Source organism: Bradyrhizobium viridifuturi (assembly GCF_001238275.1).
Lineage (GTDB): Bacteria > Pseudomonadota > Alphaproteobacteria > Rhizobiales > Xanthobacteraceae > Bradyrhizobium > Bradyrhizobium viridifuturi.
Genome location: NZ_LGTB01000018.1, coordinates 26,462 through 41,876, shown reverse-complemented (window position 1 = coordinate 41,876; position 15,415 = coordinate 26,462). Strand labels below are relative to the sequence as shown.

Below are 15,415 nucleotides of genomic sequence, written 5' to 3'. Positions count from 1 at the left end.
GTTGCCTCTCTCGATTATGCGCGCGTTGGTTCGTCCCGGCGCTGGCCGCGGGAGCTGGTGAAAATGCAATGAGCCGGGGTGCGGTCATCAGAAGCCCTCGCGAAGCCATCGTCCGACCTTTCCGAAGTAACCGTCTGTCCCTGTCCTGAGCTGCCGCGTGCGCCGCGGTTCGACATGTTCAAGGTGAGCGTATTGCGGATAGACGAGCAGGCCCGTCGGCACCGAGAACGAGGCGCCCTTCGCCTCGTTCGGCAGCCGGCCGAAGCCGAGCGGTCGGCCGATGCGGACCTGGCGGTTCAGGATGCGGGTGGCAAGCTCGACGGTCCCAGTCAGCTGCGACGCGCCGCCGCTGAGCACGACGCGCGCCCTCGGCTCTGCCGCAAAGGGGGAATCCGCGAGCCGGTCACGGACCATTTCGAAAATCTCCTCGGCGCGATGCCGGACAATGTTCGCAATCGTGGCGCGAGATACGATTTGCGGGGTCTCCCGATCATCGCCTGCAGTGGGAACGGACATCAGCTCGCGCGAGTCCGAACCGCCGGTCAGCACCGTGCCGTATAAAGTCTTGATTCGCTCGGCATCCGCAATGCACGCGCCGATGCCGCGCGCAAGATCCATCGTGATGTGTTGCCCGCCGAGCGCAAATCCGGATGCGTGCACGAGGCGGCCGCCGGAATAGGTCGCGATCGTGGTCGAGCCCGCGCCCATCTCGACGACGGCAGCGCCGAGGTCGGCTTCGTCATCGGTCAGCACCGACAGGCCCGCGACATAGGGGCTCGACGCCATGGCTTCGACGTTGAGATGGCAGCGCTCGACCACCAACATCAGGTTCTTGGCGACGGTCGCGTCCGACGTCACCACGTTCATGTCGACGCCGAACTGGCGCGCCACCATGCCCTTGGGATCGCGGATACCCTTGACGCCGTCGAGCGCGTAACCGACCGGGAGCGCGTGCAGCACGGTGCGGCCGGCGCCGGCGGCATGACGCATGCCGGCGGAGGTGACGCGGCTGATGTCGTCCGCGGTCACCGAGCCGCCGCGGATATCCGCCGCGGCCTCGACCAGCTGGCCATGCTGCCTGCCGCCGGAGACCGACAGCAGGACGGATTCGACACGGACCTTGGCCATGCGCTCGGCCAGCGCCACGGCATGGCGCACCGCCTTCTCGCATTCGGCGAGATCGACGACGGAGCCGGCCTTGACGCCGCGCGACTGGATCTGGCTGTAGCCGATCAGTTCGACCGCATGGGTGCGGCCGCGCAGCGCCTCGTTCGGCGGCGACGGCTTAAGCCGCGCGATCATGCAGGCGATCTTGCTGGAGCCCACGTCGAGCGAAGCCACCATGCGGTGCGCTTCTGCATCGGGCGGGTCTTCGGGGTCAAATTGCGATCGAGGCCGGTCATGCGGAGTCACCGGCCTTCTTCTTGGACTTCTTGTCCTTGAACAGCTCGTCGCGCGCCTTGCCGGCTTCCTCCGACAATTGCACGATCAGCCGATCGGGCAGCCGCATGTCGACGGCAACGATGTCGCGCGAGAACAGCTTCTCGTCCTTGTCGAGCTTGGAGAGCGCGGCCAGCGCATTGCCGACATCGTTCTCCGGCAGGCGGACATCGAGGCCGTCCTTGAGCCGCAGGTTCCAGCGCCGCTCACCGACGAAGATCGCAGCCTTGGTCACCGAGCGCACTTGCGGATAACGGTCGAGCAGCGCCAGGAAGTCCTGAGCGCGTGTGTCGGCCCCCTTGCCCACCACCAGCGGCAGATTGAGGAAGCGGCGCGTGACGTAAGGCTCGAGCACCGCGCCGTCGGAGGCGATCACCGACAGGCGGCCGTTCTGTTGCCACAGCGCGAAGGCGGTGCGCTCGACGATGTCGATCTGCAGCCGGCCCGGATAGAGTTTCAGGATCGTGGCATCCGCGATCCAGGGATTGGCCTTCAACTTGGCGCGCACGGTATCGGCATCGAGGAACAGCAGCGAGGAGCGGCCATTGACGCCGCCGATCGCGAGCACCTCGTCCTGGCTCAGCTGCTTGCGGCCGTTGATGCCGACGGTGGTGATGCGGAAGCCTGCGGAATTGGCGAGCGCGTTGCGGGTGTCGCTGAGCGCGGTGGTGAACTCCTCGACATGGCCGCCCCGGACGATGCCGAAGCCGAGGCTGCCGAACAGGATCGCGAGCGTCGCGACCAGCCCGATGCGGCGCGGCAGATAGCGCTCGACCATCTGGATGTAGCGGTTCGGCGGCTCGCGATCGATCACCTGCGGCCGCTTCGCGGGACGCTGCCGGCGGCGAGCGAGATGGGTGGCGACATACTCGCGCAGCAGCACCGCCGCTCCAATAGCGGCTGCTCTCAGGTCAGCTTGAGGCCCCAGCGATCGCACCGATCGAGTGAGGCGTCCTGCACCATCCATTGCACGAGCTCGTCACATGTTGTGCCCGCAAACCCCGCGGGTCCCGGCACAAATCACGTCTCGGCTAGACCGGTGGGATTAGAGTGGCCCCCTGTTCCCTGGTTGCGATCCTCGAAGCGGTAATCCGCGACAGCTCACGCCCCGGCAGCCAAGCGCTACATGCGCCGCCAGCGTTAACCTTCGGGCTTCCTGGTAAACAAACGGTAAATGAGTTCGGCCTGGAGTGTATTTTGATCAACGCTTTGAGTACTTTGCCGCGAACCCATTAGCATTTTAGCAACAGCGCCGGGTTCCATCCGGTCGAGTCGTGCGGGTTCCCTACCTGGACGGCCTTAACGCTTGGCGCGGCGGCGGCCCAGCTCGATCTGGTCCTGCAGGAAGTCGGCAAAGGCGATGCCCTGTGCTTTCAAGGCCTTAGGGTAAAGTGATGCCGCGGTCAGCCCGGGCAACGTGTTGGTTTCGAGGTAGACCGGGCCATTGGCCGACACGATGAAATCGCTGCGCGAGTAGCCGGTGCAGGACAATGCGCGGTGCGCCCGCAATGCATGATCCATGATCGCGGCGCTGATTTCGGGCGCGAAACGGCCGGGGCAAATCTCCTGGGTCGATTTCAGGAGGTATTTGGCTGTGTAGTCGAAGCCGCCCTCCGCCGGCACGATCTCGATCGGCGGCAGCGCGAACACTGAGCCGTCGGATTGCTCCAGCACGCCGCAGGTCGCCTCGACACCCGAGACGAACGGCTCGATCAGATAGTCTTCATGCTTGGCCGCATTGCGGACCGCGTCGAGATCCTGCCTGGCGTTGACGAAGATCAGCCCGTAACTCGATCCGTCCTTGGCGGGCTTTGCGATCAGCTTGCCGTATTTCGCGAATGCCTCGTCGATCTGTTCGACGGCGATCCCCTGCGGCGCGTTGATGCCTGCGATCGCAGCAAAGCGCTTCGCCGACGGCTTGTCGAACGCCAGGTGCGACGATGCCGAGCCGGAGCCGGTGAACGCGACGCCGCGCATCTCGCACATCGCCTGCAATTCGCCATTCTCGGCGCGGCCGCCGTGCAGGCCGAGCACCAGCACGCGCTGCTCGGCGCTTGCTTTGTCGAGCGCCTGGTCGAGCGCGATGCCATGACCGGGCGGCTTGAAATCAACCTCGAACGGCCGCGCGTGGCCGAGCAACTGTTCGGATGTCACCGCATGCACGGTGTCGTCGACGTCCCAGAACCAGAGCTCCGCGCCCGGCAGCGCACGGTGCAGCGCCTGCGCGCTCGCCACCGAAACCAGCCGCTCCTTGTTGGTGCCGCCGAACAGAATGGTCACCTGCATCAGCTGTTTCCGATCCGCTTGATTTCCCAGTGCAGCTCGATTCCGCTGCTCTGCTTGACCCGTTCACGCACCGTCTCGCCGAGCGTCTCGATATCGTGCCCGGTGGCGTTGCCGGTGTTGATCAGGAAATTGCAGTGCATCTCCGACACCTGCGCGCCACCGACCTTGAGGCCGCGGCAGCCCGCGGCATCGATCAGCTTCCAGGCGCTGTTGCCGGGCGGATTCTTGAAGGTCGAGCCGCCGGTCTTTTCGCGGATCGGCTGCGCGGTCTCGCGATGGGTCTGCACCTCGTTCATGCGAGCGCGGATCGCATCCGCATCGGTGATCCGGCCGCGGAAGCGCGCCGAGGTGAAGATAACGGACGGATCGACGCCGCTGTTGCGATAGACGAACTTCATGTCGGCATTGCCGAACGTGTGCTTGGTGCCGTCGCGACTGACGCCGGTCGCCTCCACCAGCACATCCTTGGTCTCGCCGCCATTAGCGCCGGCATTCATACGCAGCGCGCCGCCGACCGTACCGGGGATGCCGAAGAAGAATTCCATGCCGCCGATACCGGCCGCAGCCGCCGTCTCCGCGACGCGCTTGTCGAGTGCGGCGGCGCCGGCGGTGACGACATCACCGTCAGCACTGGTCTCGCCGAACGCACGCGGCGCCAGCCGGATCACCACACCCGGCATGCCGCCGTCGCGCACGATCAGATTGGAGCCGACGCCGACGACATAGACCGGCAGCTCCTGCGGCAGGCGTTTCAGGAAGTAAGCGAGATCGTCTTCATCGGCCGGCGTGAACAGCACCTGCGCCGGGCCGCCGACACGAAACCAGGTCAGCTCGGCCAGCGACTGGTTGGCGAGGAGGCGCCCGCGCAGCTCCGGCATCGCGGCTTTCAGGTCGGGCGTGATGTCAGGGAAGCTCACGATCACCCCAACGCCTTCAATTCGCCGGGCAGCGCGTAGGCCCATTGCGTGATGTTGCCGGCACCGAGGCAGACCACGAGGTCGCCGGACTTGGCAAGGCCGTGAACGATCTTGGCGAGCTCATCCGCGTTCGGCAGCGGGACCACGTTGCGATGGCCATGCGCGCGCAGGCCGGCGGCAAAATGATCGCGGTCGATGCCGGCAATCGGCGCCTCGCCGGCCGGATAGACCTCGGCGACCACCACCGCATCGGCGTCGTTGAAGCAGGTGCAGAATTCCTCGAACAGCGATTGCAGGCGGGTGTAGCGATGCGGCTGCACCACCGCGACGATCTTGCCGTTGGTGGACTCGCGCGCCGCCTTCAGCACGGCTGCGATTTCGACCGGATGATGACCGTAGTCGTCGATCACGGTGATGCCATTGGTCTCGCCGGTCTTGGTGAAGCGCCGCTTGACGCCACCGAAGCCGGCCATCGCCTGGCGGATCACGTCGTCGGACACGCCGAGCTGATGCGCGACCGCGATCGCCGCCGTCGCGTTGGACGCGTTGTGGCGTCCCGGCATCGGCAGCATGATGTCCTTGATCTCATGCGTCGCGCCGGTCTTGCGATCGCGGATCGCCACCTTGAATTTCGAGCCGCCGCCCGTCGGCGTCAGGTCCAGCAGCTGCGCATCGGCCTGCGGGTTCTGCCCATAAGTGATGATGCGGCGATCCTCGATCTTGCCGACCAGGCTCTGCACCACCGGATGATCGGTGCACATCACGGCAAAGCCGTAGAACGGAACGTTCTCGACGAAATTGCGGAACGCATCCTGGATCGCCTCGAAGGTCTTGAAGTGATCGAGATGCTCGGGGTCGATGTTGGTGATGATGACGACGTCGGACGGCAGCTTCAGGAAGGTGCCGTCGCTCTCGTCGGCCTCGACCACCATCCAGTCGCCGGCCCCGAGCCGCGCGTTGGAGCCGTAGGCATTGATGATGCCGCCATTGATCACGGTCGGATCGAGCCCGCCGGCATCGAGCAATGTCGCCACCATCGTGGTCGTGGTGGTCTTGCCATGGGTGCCGGCGATCGCGACGCAGCTCTTCAGCCGCATCAATTCCGCCAGCATCTCGGCGCGCCGCACCACCGGAATGCGCCGCTCACGCGCCGCCATCAGCTCGGGATTGTCGCGCTTGATCGCAGTCGAAACCACGACGACGTCGGCGCCGTCGACATTCTCGGCGGCGTGGCCGACCGAGATCTTTGCGCCCTTCTTGCGCAGGCGATCGAGGTTGTAATTATCCGAGGCGTCGGAGCCCTGCACGGTGTAACCGAGATTGATCAGCACCTCGGCGATGCCGCTCATGCCGATGCCGCCGATCCCGACGAAGTGAATGGGTCCGATCTCGCGCGGCAGTCTCATGATCCGGTTCCTGATATCGTCATCCGCCCTGTGCGAACTGCGCTGCAGGGCGGCTGATTTAGCTTCGCTGTACGCCTCGCATGGCCGGCGCAGACCACTGGATGCCCCGCTTTTCCCCCGCGTGACAAGGGCTTTTTCCGCCCCGCGGCCGTGGAAATGTCGCTGTTGTCAGCTACCGGCCGGTGCTGGTGCCCTGAGGTCGCGGATCTCTCCATGTCGGCCCCGGCGGCTACGCCGCTCCCGATCGCGCAGCGCGCGCGGCAATTTCATCCTGGATGTCGATCACGCGAAGATAATTGCGCAGGCGGTTGGTCTCGAGCGCGCGCAGCAGCTTGTTCTGGTGATAGGGCAGTACGAGCTCGGCGAGCCGGGCGCTCCAGGCGGCGTTCATGTCGAACAGCACGCCAAGGCCGAACACGGCCGGGATCTCGGCGAAGCCGAACTCCCTGCCCTGCGCCAGCTCCTCCGCCAGGAAGTCGTCAATCGCGGTCATGACGCCGTTGCGCGCGCCGCCGGCCTGAGTTGCAAACGCGAACTGCCCCATGCCGCGAAATCCTCGACCCTGCACCAGACTTTCGCGATCCAGCGTGGCGCCCGCGTCGTAACTGTGCGGATGGCGATGCTCGGCGGGAATTTGCTCGGGCGCGTAGTATGCGTCGCGTCGCCCGCAGGGCCAGCCGACATCGTGGAGGAAGACGAGCACGGGCTTGCCGGCGCGGCGGCTGATGGCCTCGATCTGCCGGAGCTCGTGATAGACCGTGTACCAATTGTGGTCGCCGTCGACGATCCAGGCATCGGCGGCATCGAGTTCGCCGAACGCATCGAGGCTCGGCTTTGCCACATGGCGCACGTCCTGATTGCCAGCCACCCAATCAAGGAATTCGCGCTTCGGCGCGGGATCGACGCTGGTGAGCTGGCCGCCGCGGGCCCGGCAGTGATCGGCAAGCAGCGCCGACATGCCGCCATACTCCGCGCCGACCTCGACGATATTTTGCGCATCCGCCAGGCGCAGTGCTTCGAGGATCAGGTCCGAGAATTCCGAGACGGAGTGAATCAAAAGACCCGTCATGCTCAAGTCTCCCCCGGCCTGCTGCCGGATTGGCACATCAAATCCCTGCCACCTTGGCAACCAGATCGGCCAGCCGTTCGGCGGCATCGAGCCGCCCGACGCTGCGCGCGGCGTCCGCCATCGCGGTCAATTTTTGGGGTTCGGCGGCGAAGGCCGAGATTTCGGCCGCGAGCCGCTCCGGCGTGAAGTCGCTTTGCGTAATGCGCAGCGCGCCGCCCGCCTGCGACAGCACGCCGGCATTGGCGAACTGGTCCTGATCGATCGCGCCTGGCAACGGCACCAGGATCGAGGGCCGGCCGATCGCGGCGAGCTCGGCCACGGTGCCGGCGCCGGAACGCGAGATCACGAGCTGGCTCGAGGCCAGGCGCGCCGGCAGGTCGGCGAAGAACGGCGCCAGCTCGGCATTGATCTTGAGCCGATCGTACACCGCGCGCACCCGCGCCATGTCCTCTTCACGCACCTGCTGGGTGATGATCAGACGGCTCCACAGCGCAGGCGCAAGCTTCTCGATCGCCGGCGGCACGATGTCGCTCATCACCCGCGCGCCCTGGCTGCCGCCGACGACCAGCAGGCGCAGCGGCCCGTTCACCTCGGGCGGCGTGTATTTCACCGCGGCTGCTGCAAGGATGGCTGGGCGCATCGGCGTGCCGACGGTGGTGGCCTTGCCGGCGAGCGCGGGATCGCGATCGAGCACGCCGGGCAGCGAGGTCGCGATCGCGTTGACGCGGTTGGAGAGGAAACGGTTGGCGCGGCCAAGCACCGCATTGGCATCGTGAATGATGCCGGGAACGCCGAGCATCCGCGCCGCCACCAGCGGCGGCAAGGTCGGGTAACCGCCGAAGCCGACCACGGCCGCAGGCTTCAGCCGGCGCACCACATTGGCGGCGACCAGCGTGCCGTAGCCGAGCATCAGCACGGTCCGCGCCAGCGAGATCGGGTTGCGGCTGCGCACGGTCGCGCTCGGCACCAGCTCGATGCTCTCTTTGCCGAACAGGCCGGAGTAGCGCAGCGCGCGGCCGTCGGTTGCAAGCCGCACCCGCAGGCCACGCCTGATCAATTCCACGGCGAGCGCTTCGGCCGGGAACAGATGGCCGCCGGTGCCGCCGGCCGCCAGCAGAATCAGGGGCGGGTTGTCCATGGTTTCCAGATAACCGACGCCGCAGTCACAGTCACCTACGCGTAGGCGCGCTGCGCGCTGGCGCCCTCCATCGATTCGATCTCGGTCCGCGGCCGCTGCCGGGTCAGCGCCAGCATCATGCCGACGCCATAGGCGAGCGAGACGAACGAGGAACCGCCATAGGAGATGAACGGCAGCGTCATGCCCTTGGCCGGGATCAGTTGCAGATTGACCGCCATGTTGATCGTCGCCTGCACGCCGAACAGGATCGCGAGCCCGGAGGCCGCAAAGCGCGAGAACATGTCCTCGGTGGCATAGGCGCGGGTCAGCGTGCGGATCACGATGAAGCCGAACAGTGCGACCAGCATCAAACAGAGGATGATGCCGAACTCCTCCGCCGCCACCGCGAACACGAAGTCGGTGTGGCTGTCCGGCAGGCTGCGCTTGGCGATGCCCTCGCCCGGACCGAGCCCGAACCAGCCGCCGTTCCAGAACGCCTCCATCGCGGTGTCGACCTGGAAGGTGTCGCCGGAGGCCGGATTCATGAAGCGCTTGATGCGCCCGGCGACGTGCGGCACCAGCAGATAGGCGCCGAACAGGCCCGCTCCGGCCGCGCCGGCCAGTCCGAACACCCAGATCATCCGCATGCCCGCGATGAAGAACAGCGCGCCCCACACGGTGAGGATCAGCATGGTCTGGCCGAAGTCGGGCTCCATCACCAAGAGCGTAACCAGCATCAGCAGTAGCACCAGCGCCATCGAGGTCGCCGGCATCTCCGGCCGCTTGGTGGATTCCGCAAACAGCCAGGCTGCGACGATCACGAAGGCGGGCTTGGCGGCCTCTGAGGCCTGGATGTTGACGCCGAGCAGCGTGATCCAGCGCCGCGAGCCCTTGACCTCCGGTCCGACCAAGAGCGTCAGCACGATCAGCGCGATCGAGACCACGAACACGATCAGCGCGGTGCGCCGGATCTGGCGCGGCGTCATGAACGACACCCCGATCAGCACGATCAGCGACGGCGCCAGGAACATGACGTGGCGGTTGAAGAAATGGAACGGATCGAGCCCGATCCGGGTCGCGACCGGCGGGCTCGCCGCCAGCGACAGGATGACGCCGGCCAGCATCAACGCGGCGATCGCGACAAGCAGCAACTTGTCGACGGTCCACCACCAGTCCGAGAACGGGGTGCGTTGGTCACGGGCGAGCATGGGCGTCCCCAGATGGCAGAGATAACGTCCATTCGTGGCGCAGGATGGTTTCCAAGGGGTTAACAGGTCGGGTAACTTTTGAGGGAGGTGGATTTGTCGTCCCAAGCACACTGTCGTCCCTGCGAAAGCCGGGACCCATAACCACCGAATTTGGTTGTGAACGAGATCCTGCCCCAGCGTCGCGCAACAATTCTCATTCGGGGTAACGGGTCCCGGCTTTCGCCGGGACGACGGTGGGGATGGTTCGCGATTCAAGACGTCAAGCGACCGGTGCCATCACCCGCGAAAGCGGGTGGTCCAGTATTCCAGAGACGGTCGTGCTTGAGCCGAAGGCCCGCGGCGTACTGGATCGCCCGGTCGAGCCGGGCGATGACAGATTGGGATGCGGCCCAATGGATTCCGGGCTCGCGCTTCGCGCGACCTCAGATGCGCATTTGCGCGTCGGGGAATGACGGCGAAATAGTGCTCACACCACCGGCTTGACGCCGGGCAGCGCCTGGACGATGTCGCGGAAGGCGGTGCCGCGGATTTCGAAATTGCGGTACTGGTCGAACGAGGCGCAGGCCGGCGACAGCAGCACGACGGCTTCACTCAACCCAGACGCCTCGGCATCGCGCGCGGCGCTCGATACCGCGACGTCGAGCGTGCCGGACATCTCGTGCGGGACGCGCTCGCCGAGCGTGCCGGAGAATTCGGCCGCCGCCTCGCCGATCAGATAGGCCTTGCGGATGCGCGGGAAATACTCGGTCAGGCCCGTGATGCCGCCGGCCTTCGGCTTGCCGCCGGCGATCCAGTAGATGTCGGCGAAGGACGATAGCGCATGCGCCGCCGCATCCGCGTTGGTGCCCTTGGAGTCGTTGACGAACAGCACGTTGCCGCGGCGGCCGACCTGCTCCATGCGGTGCGCCAAGCCCGGGAAGCTGCGCAGGCCGTCCTGCAAGACGTCGGTGGCGACGCCGATCGCCAGCGCGCAGGCCGAGGCGCAGGCGGCGTTCTGCGCATTGTGCAGGCCGCGCAGCGAGCCGATGCCCCCGAGCCGCGCGATCTCGCTGCGTGCGGCACCCGACGCACGCACGATGGTCTCGTGCTCGACATAGAGGCCGTCGGGCAGCGGGTTCTTGACCGAGATGCGCACCACCTGCTTGCCGGCGCGATCGAGCCGGTCGGCGATGTTGCGGCACCAGATGTCGTCGACGCCGGTGATCGCGGTGCCGCCCTGCTGCACGCCGGCAACCAGCCGCTCCTTGACCGCGGCGTAGTGCTCCAGCGTGCCGTGGCGATCGATGTGGTCCTCGCTGATGTTGATCAGGATGCCGACCGAGGGATCGAGCGACGGTGCGAGATCGATCTGGTAGGACGACATCTCGATGACATGGACACGGCCCATCCGCGGCGGCTCCAGCGACAGGATCGCGGTGCCGATATTGCCACCCATCTGGGTGTCGTAGCCGGCGACCTTCATCAGATGCGCGATCAGCGCCGTCGTGGTCGATTTGCCGTTGGTGCCGGTGATGGCGACGAACGGCGCGTTCGGCGCGTGACGGCGCCGCTCGCGGCAGAACAATTCGACGTCGCCGATCACCTCGACACCCGCCTCGCGCGCCTTCAGCACGCTCCAGTGCGGCGCCGGATGGGTCAGCGGCGCGCCGGGGGTCAGGATCAGCGCGGCGAAATTCGCCCACGACACCGCGCGCAGGTCAGCGGTGGTGAAGCCGGCCTGCGCCGCCCTCGCGACATTGTCGGCATTGTCGTCGGCCGCGATCACCTCCGCACCACCGGCCTTCAGCGCGTGGCAGCTCGCAAGGCCCGAGCCGCCGAGCCCGAACACCGCGACCGTCTTGCCTGCGAAGGAGGTGACCGGGATCATGGCGGGGCTCAGCGCAGCTTGAGGGTGGAGAGGCCGGCCAGCGCCAGCATCACCGAGATGATCCAGAACCGGATCACGATCTGCGGCTCGGTCCAGCCCTTCTGCTCGAAATGATGGTGCAGCGGCGCCATCCGGAACACGCGCTTGCCGGTCAGCTTGAACGAGGTGACCTGGACGATGACCGAAACCGCCTCCAGCACGAACAGGCCACCGATCACCGCAAGCACGATCTCGTGCTTCACCGCAACCGCGGTGGCCCCCAGCATGCCGCCGAGCGCGAGCGAGCCGGTGTCACCCATGAAGATCGAGGCCGGCGGCGCGTTGAACCAGAGGAAGCCCAGGCCCGCGCCGAGCACCGCGCCGCATAACACCGCCAGTTCGCCGGTGCCGGCGACATAATTGATCTGCAGATACTCCGAGAACACCGCGTTGCCGGTAAGATACGAGATCATGCCGAAGCTCGCCGCCGCGATCATGACCGGCACGATGGCGAGACCGTCGAGGCCGTCGGTCAGGTTCACCGCATTGCCGGCGCCGACCATGACGAAGGCGCCGAAGATGACGAAGAACCAGCCGAAGTTGATCACGAGATCCTTGAAGAACGGAATCACGAGCGAGGTCGACGACACGTCGCGGCCGAGCCGGACCAGCGCATAGGTGGCGGCGAGCCCGATCACCGCCTCGATCAGCAGGCGGAGCTTGCCGGCGAAGCCGCTGTGTGACTGCTTTGTGACCTTCAGATAATCGTCATAGAAACCGACGAAGCCGAAGCCGAGCGTCACCGCCAGCACGATCCAGACATACGGGTTGAGCGGGTTGGCCCAGAGCAGCGTCGACACCACGAGCCCGGACAGGATCATCAGCCCGCCCATCGTGGGCGTGCCCTTCTTGGAGATCAGATGCGACTGCGGACCGTCGGTGCGGATCGGCTGGCCCTTGCCCTGCCGCAGCCTCAAATGATCGATGATCCAGGGCCCGAACAGGAACACGAACAGCGCGCCGGTCACCATCGCACCGCCGGTGCGGAAAGTGATGTAGCGGAACACGTTCAGGGCGCTACGGAATGCGCCAAACCCCGGAACGGTGTTGGACAGCTCGATCAACCAGTAGAACATTCAAAGGGTCCTATACCGCTTCTTCGTGCGCGGCCTTGTCGGGGAAGCGCTTTTCCAGCGCGCTGACAATGCGCTTCATCTTCGATCCCAGCGAGCCCTTCACCATGATCACGTCACCGGCACGGACCGCGGCGACAGCCTGCGCCTCGAGCGCCGCCGAACTCTCGGCATAGCCTCCCCGCTTGCCGGTGGAAAGGGCATCCCACAAATTCCGCATCAGCGGACCACAACAATATACGAGGTCGATGCGGTTGGCGGTCACGGCCTCGTTGAGGCCGCGGTGCAGTTCGGGCCCGGTCGGCCCGAGTTCGAGCATGTCGCCGAGCACGGCGATGCGCCGGCCATGCGCCCCTGTCGGAGCCTGGCCGAGCACGTTGAGCGCGGCGCCCATCGAAGCCGGATTGGCGTTGTAGCTCTCGTCGATCAGCGTCGCCTCGCCATGGCCGACCTCGAGCGTGCGGCGAAGGCCGCGGCCGGTCGGCGCCTCGAGCTGCGACAGCGACAGCGCCGCGCGCGCGATATCGGCGCCGAGCAGCGAGGCCCCCGCGAGCACCGCGAGCGAGTTCATCGCCATGTGGCGTCCGGGCATGCCGATCTTGTAGGTGATGTCGTGATCCAGAATATCGGCGTGCACCGCCGAGCAGGTCGCATGCAGCGAGAGGTCGATCAGCCGCGCCTCGGCGCGCTTGTCGGCGCCGAACGAGACGATGCGCGAGATGCCGGCCTTCTTCGCCTGCTTCTGCAGCCGCGCGAATTGTCCATTGTCGCGGTTGAGCACGACGGCGCCATCCGGCTCGAGTCCGGAAAAGATCTCCGCCTTGGCGTCGGCGATCGCCTCGATACCGGAGAAGAATTCCAGATGTACCGGCTCGATCGTGGTGATGATGGCGACGTGCGGCCGCACCATCTTCACCAGCGGCGTGATCTCGCCGGCATGGTTCATGCCGATCTCGAACACCGCAAAGCGCGTGCTCGCCGGGCAGCGCGCCAGCGACAGCGGCACGCCCCAGTGATTGTTGAAGGAGGCGACCGAGGCATGGGTCTCGCCCTGCACCGACAGCACGCGGCGCAGCGCCTCCTTGGTCGAGGTCTTGCCGACCGAACCGGTCACCGCGATGATCTTCGCATTGAGCCGCGCACGCGAGGCGTGCGCGAGCTCGACGAGGCCGGCGAGCACGTCGTCGACCACCAGCAGCGGCGCATCGGTGGGAAACTTGTCGCGTTGCGCGGCCTCGACCACGGCGAGTCCGGCGCCGGCCTTCAGCGCAGCTCGACAAAGGCATGGCCGTCATGGACGTCGCCCTTGATCGCGAAATACGCCTCGCCCGGCGCGACGGTGCGGCTGTCGATCGAGAGGCCGGTGACGCCGTCCGGCAGCGCGCCCTGCGTGGCGGCGCGCATCGCCGACGCCATCGCATCCGAGGTCCACAACATCGTGCTCATTTGCCCTCCGCTGCTAACGCGGCAGCGACCGCTTCATGATCGCTGAACGGCAGCGTCGTGCCGCCGACGATCTGCCCGACCTCGTGGCCCTTGCCGGCCACGACCAGCGCATCGCCCGGCTCGAGGCCGGCGATCCCGGCTCGGATCGCTTCGGCGCGGTCGCCGATCTCGCGCGCGCCTTTTGCGGTCGCCATGATCGCGGCACGGATCGCCTCGGGCTTCTCGCTGCGTGGATTGTCGTCGGTGACGATGATTTGATCGGCATTCTCGGCCGCGATCGCGCCCATGATCGGACGCTTGCCGGCGTCGCGGTCGCCGCCGGCGCCGAAGATCACGACCAGCCTGCGCTTCGCATAGGGCCGCAGCGCCTGCAGTGCCTTGGCGAGCGCATCCGGCTTGTGGGCGTAGTCGACGAAGATCGGCGCCCCATTGCGCTCGCCGACGAACTCCAGCCGGCCCTTGGCGCCTTCGAGATGTTCGAGGGAGCCGAACACATCATCGGCAGCGCTGCCGGTGCCGATCGCGAGACCCGCCGCGACCAGCGCATTTTCGATCTGGAATTCGCCGACCAGCGGCAGCCGGATCGCGTAGTTGCGCCCGCGATGCGCGATGACGAGCTTCTGGGCGAAGCCTTCGATCGCAGCATCGGTGAGCTTGATGCCCTCGTCCGCGTCGCCCTTGCGGCCGACCGTGATGATGCGCAGGCCGCGCACGCGCGCGGCATCGATCACTTCGGCCGAGCAGTCGTGATCGACGGAGATCACCGCAGCACCGCTATCGGCGACGAGATCGCGGAACAGTCGGAGTTTTGCGTTCAGGTAATGCGCGACGTCGGGATGATAATCCATGTGGTCGCGCGACAGGTTGGTGAAGCCGCCGGCCGCGATGCGCACGCCATCGAGACGATACTGGTCGAGCCCATGCGAGGAAGCTTCGAACGCCAGATGCGTGACGCCGTCTCGTGTGATCTCGTCGAGCTGGCGATGCAGCGCGATCGGATCGGGTGTCGTCAGCGAGCCGTAGACGGTGCGCTTATCGGAGACGAGACCGATGGTGCCGATGCTCGCGGAGGAGTGATCGAGCCGCTGCCAGATCTGACGCGTGAAGGCGGCGACCGAGGTCTTGCCGCTGGTGCCGGTCACCGCCGCGATCGTCGCCGGCTGGCGTGGGTAGAATCTGGCGGCGGCAAGCGCCAGCGCACGGCGCGGATTGGGCGTTGCGACAAACGGAACACCAAGCGGCACCTGCGGCGGATGGTCGCCGGCAATCGCGACCGCGCCTGCGGCGATCGCAGCATCGATGAAGCGCGCGCCGTCGGTCTTGCTGCCGGCCAACGCGAAGAACAGGTCGCCCGGCTTCACCGCGCGGCTGTCGACCGCAAGCCCGCCGACGACTGTGGCATCGACACTTGGATCGATTTCTGGATCGATCGTCGCATCGGCGCTGAAGAGGTCGCGAAGTCTCATGATCTTCCAGTCTGGCCAGCGCCGTTCTGGCGCCGCTATTTGAGCATGATCTGCCCGGAGAACCGCTGCGCACTTCTCCGG

General features: G+C 66.4%; 10 protein-coding genes and 3 pseudogenes. All 13 read right to left on the bottom strand.

Going from position 1 to position 15,415, the window contains the following annotated elements; genetic code table 11:
• Window positions 1–87: 87 nt before the first annotated feature.
• The 13 genes and pseudogenes from ftsA to ALC15_RS17720 all read right to left on the bottom strand — a co-directional run bounded on the left by ftsA (window position 88) and on the right by ALC15_RS17720 (window position 15,334).
• A pseudogene (gene ftsA, locus ALC15_RS17775) lies at window positions 88–1,403 on the bottom strand (cell division protein FtsA).
• Window positions 1,400–2,407 carry a cell division protein FtsQ/DivIB gene (locus ALC15_RS17770; protein ID WP_050628359.1) on the bottom strand — a complete coding sequence of 336 codons (1,008 nt, stop codon included), beginning with the start codon at window positions 2,405–2,407 and terminating at the stop codon, window positions 1,400–1,402. The pseudogene ftsA and the gene ALC15_RS17770 overlap by 4 nt, the downstream one beginning before the upstream one ends.
• Window positions 2,347–2,668: pseudogene (locus tag ALC15_RS46275) on the bottom strand (D-alanine--D-alanine ligase); the annotation flags it as partial. The gene ALC15_RS17770 and the pseudogene ALC15_RS46275, both read right to left, overlap by 61 nt.
• 71 nt (window positions 2,669–2,739) lie before the next feature.
• A complete protein-coding gene (locus ALC15_RS17765; RefSeq protein WP_050628358.1) occupies window positions 2,740–3,726 on the bottom strand; it encodes a D-alanine--D-alanine ligase family protein in 987 nt (328 codons plus the stop codon).
• Window positions 3,726–4,643 carry a UDP-N-acetylmuramate dehydrogenase gene (murB, locus tag ALC15_RS17760; protein WP_050628453.1) on the bottom strand — a complete coding sequence of 306 codons (918 nt, stop codon included), beginning with the start codon at window positions 4,641–4,643 and terminating at the stop codon, window positions 3,726–3,728. The genes ALC15_RS17765 and murB overlap by 1 nt, the downstream gene beginning before the upstream one ends.
• Before the next feature lie 2 nt (window positions 4,644–4,645).
• Window positions 4,646–6,049 (bottom strand): UDP-N-acetylmuramate--L-alanine ligase, encoded by a 1,404-nt coding sequence (gene murC / locus ALC15_RS17755; protein WP_050628357.1) that lies wholly within the window; start codon window positions 6,047–6,049, stop codon window positions 4,646–4,648.
• A gap of 229 nt (window positions 6,050–6,278) precedes the next feature.
• A complete protein-coding gene (locus ALC15_RS17750) occupies window positions 6,279–7,118 on the bottom strand; it encodes a class I SAM-dependent methyltransferase (protein ID WP_050628452.1) in 840 nt (279 codons plus the stop codon).
• A gap of 37 nt (window positions 7,119–7,155) precedes the next feature.
• The gene (murG, locus tag ALC15_RS17745; RefSeq protein ID WP_050628356.1) at window positions 7,156–8,256 is read right to left on the bottom strand and encodes an undecaprenyldiphospho-muramoylpentapeptide beta-N-acetylglucosaminyltransferase; all 1,101 of its coding nucleotides are present in this window, start codon (window positions 8,254–8,256) and stop codon (window positions 7,156–7,158) included.
• A 35-nt stretch (window positions 8,257–8,291) separates the two neighbouring features.
• On the bottom strand, window positions 8,292–9,443 hold the full coding sequence (gene ftsW / locus ALC15_RS17740; RefSeq protein WP_050628355.1) for a putative lipid II flippase FtsW: 1,152 nt from the start codon (window positions 9,441–9,443) through the stop codon (window positions 8,292–8,294).
• 466 nt (window positions 9,444–9,909) lie between these two features.
• Window positions 9,910–11,310, bottom strand: a complete 1,401-nt coding sequence (gene murD / locus ALC15_RS17735; protein ID WP_050628354.1) for a UDP-N-acetylmuramoyl-L-alanine--D-glutamate ligase — start codon at window positions 11,308–11,310, stop codon at window positions 9,910–9,912.
• An 8-nt stretch (window positions 11,311–11,318) separates the two neighbouring features.
• Window positions 11,319–12,425 carry a phospho-N-acetylmuramoyl-pentapeptide-transferase gene (mraY, locus tag ALC15_RS17730; RefSeq protein WP_021077241.1) on the bottom strand — a complete coding sequence of 369 codons (1,107 nt, stop codon included), beginning with the start codon at window positions 12,423–12,425 and terminating at the stop codon, window positions 11,319–11,321.
• Window positions 12,426–12,435: 10 nt separating this feature from the next.
• A pseudogene (locus ALC15_RS17725) lies at window positions 12,436–13,868 on the bottom strand (UDP-N-acetylmuramoylalanyl-D-glutamyl-2,6-diaminopimelate--D-alanyl-D-alanine ligase).
• Complete coding sequence (locus ALC15_RS17720; RefSeq protein ID WP_050628353.1) at window positions 13,865–15,334, bottom strand: UDP-N-acetylmuramoyl-L-alanyl-D-glutamate--2,6-diaminopimelate ligase; 1,470 nt, start codon at window positions 15,332–15,334, stop codon at window positions 13,865–13,867. The pseudogene ALC15_RS17725 and the gene ALC15_RS17720 overlap by 4 nt, the downstream one beginning before the upstream one ends.
• Window positions 15,335–15,415 lie beyond the last annotated feature (81 nt).

What these genes read in the sequence shown, in the direction of transcription:
- ftsW (WP_050628355.1), bottom strand. Translation starts at nt 9,443, where the DNA reads ATGCTCGCCCGTGACCAACGCACCCCGTTCTCGGACTGGTGGTGGACC.
- ALC15_RS17765 (WP_050628358.1), bottom strand. Translation starts at nt 3,726, where the DNA reads ATGCAGGTGACCATTCTGTTCGGCGGCACCAACAAGGAGCGGCTGGTT.
- ALC15_RS17750 (WP_050628452.1), bottom strand. Translation starts at nt 7,118, where the DNA reads ATGACGGGTCTTTTGATTCACTCCGTCTCGGAATTCTCGGACCTGATC.
- murD (WP_050628354.1), bottom strand. Translation starts at nt 11,310, where the DNA reads ATGATCCCGGTCACCTCCTTCGCAGGCAAGACGGTCGCGGTGTTCGGG.
- ALC15_RS17770 (WP_050628359.1), bottom strand. Translation starts at nt 2,407, where the DNA reads ATGGATGGTGCAGGACGCCTCACTCGATCGGTGCGATCGCTGGGGCCT.
- murG (WP_050628356.1), bottom strand. Translation starts at nt 8,256, where the DNA reads ATGGACAACCCGCCCCTGATTCTGCTGGCGGCCGGCGGCACCGGCGGC.
- murC (WP_050628357.1), bottom strand. Translation starts at nt 6,049, where the DNA reads ATGAGACTGCCGCGCGAGATCGGACCCATTCACTTCGTCGGGATCGGC.
- mraY (WP_021077241.1), bottom strand. Translation starts at nt 12,425, where the DNA reads ATGTTCTACTGGTTGATCGAGCTGTCCAACACCGTTCCGGGGTTTGGC.
- ALC15_RS17720 (WP_050628353.1), bottom strand. Translation starts at nt 15,334, where the DNA reads ATGAGACTTCGCGACCTCTTCAGCGCCGATGCGACGATCGATCCAGAA.